The sequence below is a fragment of the Streptomyces sp. NPDC019224 genome (assembly GCF_040632605.1).
GTDB lineage: Bacteria > Actinomycetota > Actinomycetes > Streptomycetales > Streptomycetaceae > Streptomyces.
Window position 1 is genome coordinate 1 of record NZ_JBEYCF010000108.1, and the last position, 3,932, is coordinate 3,932.

Here is a 3,932-nt window from a genome sequence, read left to right on the forward strand (position 1 = left end):
GCGTTCGTGATCGGACAACTCCAACGGCAGCGGCTTCGGACCAGGCATAACCCCACCCTATAACCGCAAGCGGACTACCGACTCAGGACACTAGGAGCCGAGCACCGGGGCGCAGTGCCTGCTCGAACCGGTCGAGATCGAAACCACAGGTCGGATCGACCTCGACGATCTGCCGGGTTATCCGGCCAGCCCTGTGCAGGCTCTCCAACGGCCGCAGCACAGAATTGTGTTCAAGAGCGGTTGTCACGACGCGATCGCCGGTGCGCAAGACGCCCTTGATGGCGATATTGAGGGCGTGGGTGGCGTTGGCGGTGAAGGCGATGTCAGCTGGGTGTGAGATGTTGAACAGTTCGGCGACCGCGGCTCTGGTGTCAGCCGTAACCTTCTCAGCGCGCCGGGCAAGCCGATGTCCGCCTCGTCCGGGGCTGGCACCAATGGTTTCCAGATAGTCCTGCATGGCCGACCACACCACAGCAGGCTTCACTGCCGATGTGCTGGCGTTGTCAAGGTAGACGATCCGCTCCGGATCGCCGCCGGTCCTCATCGCCTTCCTTCGACCAGATGGGTGAGCACTTGGGAGATGTCCTTGGTCTCCTTGCTCCAGCCTGGGCGTGCGAACAGGCGCCCGGAGGTCTCCAGAATAGTCTCCAGAGGGACGAGGCCATTTGCCTTGGCAGTGCGACCAGTCATGTGCGCGTCGATAATCACGTCCACTGCGCCAAGCCGGGCATAGAGCTCGGCCGCGCCAGTGACCGTGAACAAGCTGGCATCGGGCCGGTGCTGTGCAAGGAAGGCAGCGGAAAGCCCGGGGTATTGGGTGGCCACCCGCAAGGGGTGTCGTTCTCGCCAGTCTTCAGCGCCGGGCAAGCCCAGCAGGCAGATTTGGCATCGCTGGAACCCGAAGTCCCACAGCTCCTCGGCGGAAATGCCGGCTTCAACGACGTAGTCGCGCCCAGTGAGGATCAGATCGGTTATCCCGTGGGACAAGAGGTAGGGGAGGTCGTTGGAGCGGGCATGGAGCACCAGGAAATCACCGTGATCCTGGATTAGACTACGGTCGTCCTCACTCTGGGCTGGCCCCCGGCCAGTAAGCAACAATCCCTCCTCGTACAGTCGACCATTGTTTGGTATGCCGAGAATCACCCGCGGCTCCGACCGCGTGGCCGTGTACCCAGCGATCTCTGCGATCGAATCGCCTACGTCGTTGACGAGAACTGTCACTGTCACTGCCACTTCTGTTCTAGGTCGATGGATGCTGGGGTCGCTCGGACCCCGATTAGCGGGCGCCGGTAGGCCGACCCGAGCGTCTGGGAAAGGAGGCGCTCCAGATACAGGAGGCCTTCCCGGGAATTGAGTCCGGCGGCACGGGCAAGTCGGCGTACGGATAGGTAGTCCCCGCACGGCAAGGCCCGGTCGATGGCTGTTCTGATGTCCAGGGGTTCAGTCGGCGGTGGGGGCGCCGGGGACACTGCTCTGTCGAGCTCTGCCCGATACTCCGATCGGGCACCTATCGCCCGAAGCCGCTCGTCGGCCTGGGCGAACGAGGTGCTCGCCGCCACCGCCGAGGCGTACCGGCTGCGTGCGGCAATTGGTCTCAGCGGGAAGGTGTATGCCACGGCAGTACGTTCGTCCATCCGTACGGGCGGGCAGTCGTCGTTCACGTCTACTGTTCCACGCAGGCCGATTGCGGAGAGCAGGGTTATCAGACTCGCCTCGCTGGGTACCCAGGAGAACTGCTCATAATAAGATCTGGCCTGTCGTGCATCCAGTCGTGATTGTGACTCTGCTGGGATCTCTACCATGAGCGAGTGGATCTCGCGGTCGCTGAGTTCACCATCCGTGCCGAGGCCAGCGCATATCAGCCGGGTCCGGCAGTCCAGCGTGGTCACCGCTGCGATGAGCAGGGCATCCAAGGCCGGGCTGACCAGTCCTGGTTCGTCGCCTCGGGCCAGCGCGTCTCCACCTGTGTCGACCAGGTCCACAGTATCGATCTCAAACCACCGCACGATACTTGTCAGTTGGCGATGTAGGCCGACGACTCCTTCGGCGAGGCTGAGGTAGAACACCGGAAGCTGGCTCGCTGCGGACAGTGCTGGCAGTGGGCTGAAGCCGCCCGGCAAGTGAGTGTCCGACGTGATCTGCAGTCCGGCCGGCGAATCGGTCAGTCCGATCAGATCGCCAGGCCCGCGCGGACCGGGCCGCGGGTCGAGGGCGAAACGCTCCCAGACTGGTGTTGCTAGTACGGCGACATCGCCTGCGGAGGTGTTCTTCCCCTCTTGTGGACCGTTCGGTCGGAGCGTGGTCAAGACGCGGGGCTGACCGGTTCGGACGGCTGCGGCTTCGACCGACCCTGGAGAGGTTGTCGCTGCGAACGAGATGGCGGTCACCAGATCACCACTGCCGCCACACGCCACGAGAAGCCGTGACACCGGATCAACCGACCTTCTGCCGAGCGTTGCTCAGACGCCGAAAGTCTGGCAGGAGGAGGGGCAGTAGGAGAATAACCGTAGCCAGGGCGCCACCGACGGCCAAGACCGTGCGGCTCCCGAAGGCATCGGCCAGCCCACCCATCAGGCCGTACGAAATCGGTGTCAGCAAAGCTCCGCCGAGCATCATTAGCGACATCACCCGGCCCAGCAGATGGTCGGGGACCTGTTCATGAATTGCCGTCATCTGAAAAACACCCGAGAACTGTAGTCCGGCACCAGCGATGAGGTGTACCAGCACCAAAACGGCAGCTGGCACCCCTGAAGCAAGACAAAAGAGGATCGTTGAAAAGAGACAGGGGCCAACGATGACGGCAATACCAGGCAGCCTCGGCGTAACTTTGCCTGCGAGCAACGCCCCGGCGATTCCGCCTACCGCGTAGGCCGTCATGCTCATGGAATACGGCCCACTGCTGCCGTAGTCCTCTATTGAGACGACAGGCAGGAAGGTGAACCAGGGGGCGACCGCCAGCGCCATCTGTAGGACGCCGGTAACCACCAGGGCGGCAAGCCAGCGCAGTTCAGCGACTGCTCTGAGTCCGCCGAGCGCCGTCACCAGTGCGGAGTCACGGCGATCCACAGGCCCTGCGGCCTGCTCACGGATGCATAGCAGGGTAAGCACGCTCAATGCGAAGGAAGCTGTGTTTATCCACAGGATAGTCTCGGGCGTGCTAACAGCCAGCAGCGCGCCAGCAAGGGCTGGGCCGCAGACGGTTGCCGTCTGCAGGATCGTCGAGTTGATGGAGTTGGCCTGCTTGACGGCACCTGCAGGCACCGTTCTCGGGATGAGCGCCCGGAAGGCTGGGTTGAAGAACGAAGTAGCCAGACCCACTACAGTCATACAGACATTTGCGGGCAGCAGAGTGTCGAGTGTGACGGCCCAGATCATTGAACCGACAGCGACCAACCGCACTACATCGGCCACCCACATCACCCGGGTGCGCGAGAAACGGTCGACGAGTGCGCCTCCCAGCAGAATGCCCACCAGGGCACCGATTGCCCGGGCGCCAAGAATCGATGCGATAGCTCCAGCCCCATGTTTGTTCAGAAGAGCGACCGCCACGGCGATTGGGAACATTCCGTCACCAAGGGCACTGACGAACTGCCCGGAGACGAGAAGTGAGAACCTTCTGTCCCGGAGCACCGGAGGAAGGCGCACTGGTTTGCCTCGCAAGAGAGTTTGGGCGGGACTATGCGATCAGGGCATACGGCCGAGGAGAAGCCCCGGGGTCACAGAAACCCCGGGGCCGCATCAGATGGAGCTACCAGGCCACGACATGGGCGCCGGCGTCGGTGGGGAGCTCGTTGACAGCCTCCTCCTCCGCTACCTCGACCTCGATCTGAGCGTTCTTGTCGGCGTACAGGTCAACGTGCACAGGCGGGTACAGCCGAACGTACACAGCGAAGTGCTTGCCGAGCCGACGGCGGGAGTCCTCATTGATGCGC

5 protein-coding genes are annotated in these 3,932 nt (G+C 63.0%); all 5 read right to left on the reverse strand.

What is annotated here, in order from left to right; all coding sequences use genetic code 11:
- Positions 1-82: 82 nt before the first annotated feature.
- On the reverse strand, positions 83-544 hold the full coding sequence (locus ABZ564_RS32630; RefSeq protein ID WP_360863116.1) for an aminotransferase class V-fold PLP-dependent enzyme: 462 nt from the start codon (positions 542-544) through the stop codon (positions 83-85).
- Complete coding sequence (gene hisG / locus ABZ564_RS32635; RefSeq protein WP_360863118.1) at positions 541-1,143, reverse strand: ATP phosphoribosyltransferase; 603 nt, start codon at positions 1,141-1,143, stop codon at positions 541-543. Before hisG ends, ABZ564_RS32630 begins: the two co-directional genes overlap by 4 nt.
- Positions 1,144-1,223: 80 nt before the next feature.
- Positions 1,224-2,429: a DUF1152 domain-containing protein gene (locus tag ABZ564_RS32640; RefSeq protein WP_360863120.1), complete on the reverse strand. Its 1,206-nt coding sequence runs from the start codon at positions 2,427-2,429 to the stop codon at positions 1,224-1,226.
- Positions 2,430-2,433: 4 nt separating this feature from the next.
- Positions 2,434-3,645, reverse strand: coding sequence for an MFS transporter (locus ABZ564_RS32645; RefSeq protein WP_360863122.1), 1,212 nt, complete (start codon positions 3,643-3,645; stop codon positions 2,434-2,436).
- 103 nt (positions 3,646-3,748) lie between these two features.
- A partial coding sequence (locus tag ABZ564_RS32650) for a hypothetical protein (protein ID WP_360863123.1) occupies positions 3,749-3,932 on the reverse strand: 184 nt, incomplete at its 5' end.

Bases quoted from the DNA above. Each gene is read 5' to 3' on its own strand.
- ABZ564_RS32630 (WP_360863116.1), bottom strand. From the start codon at position 544: ATGAGGACCGGCGGCGATCCGGAGCGGATCGTCTACCTTGACAACGCC.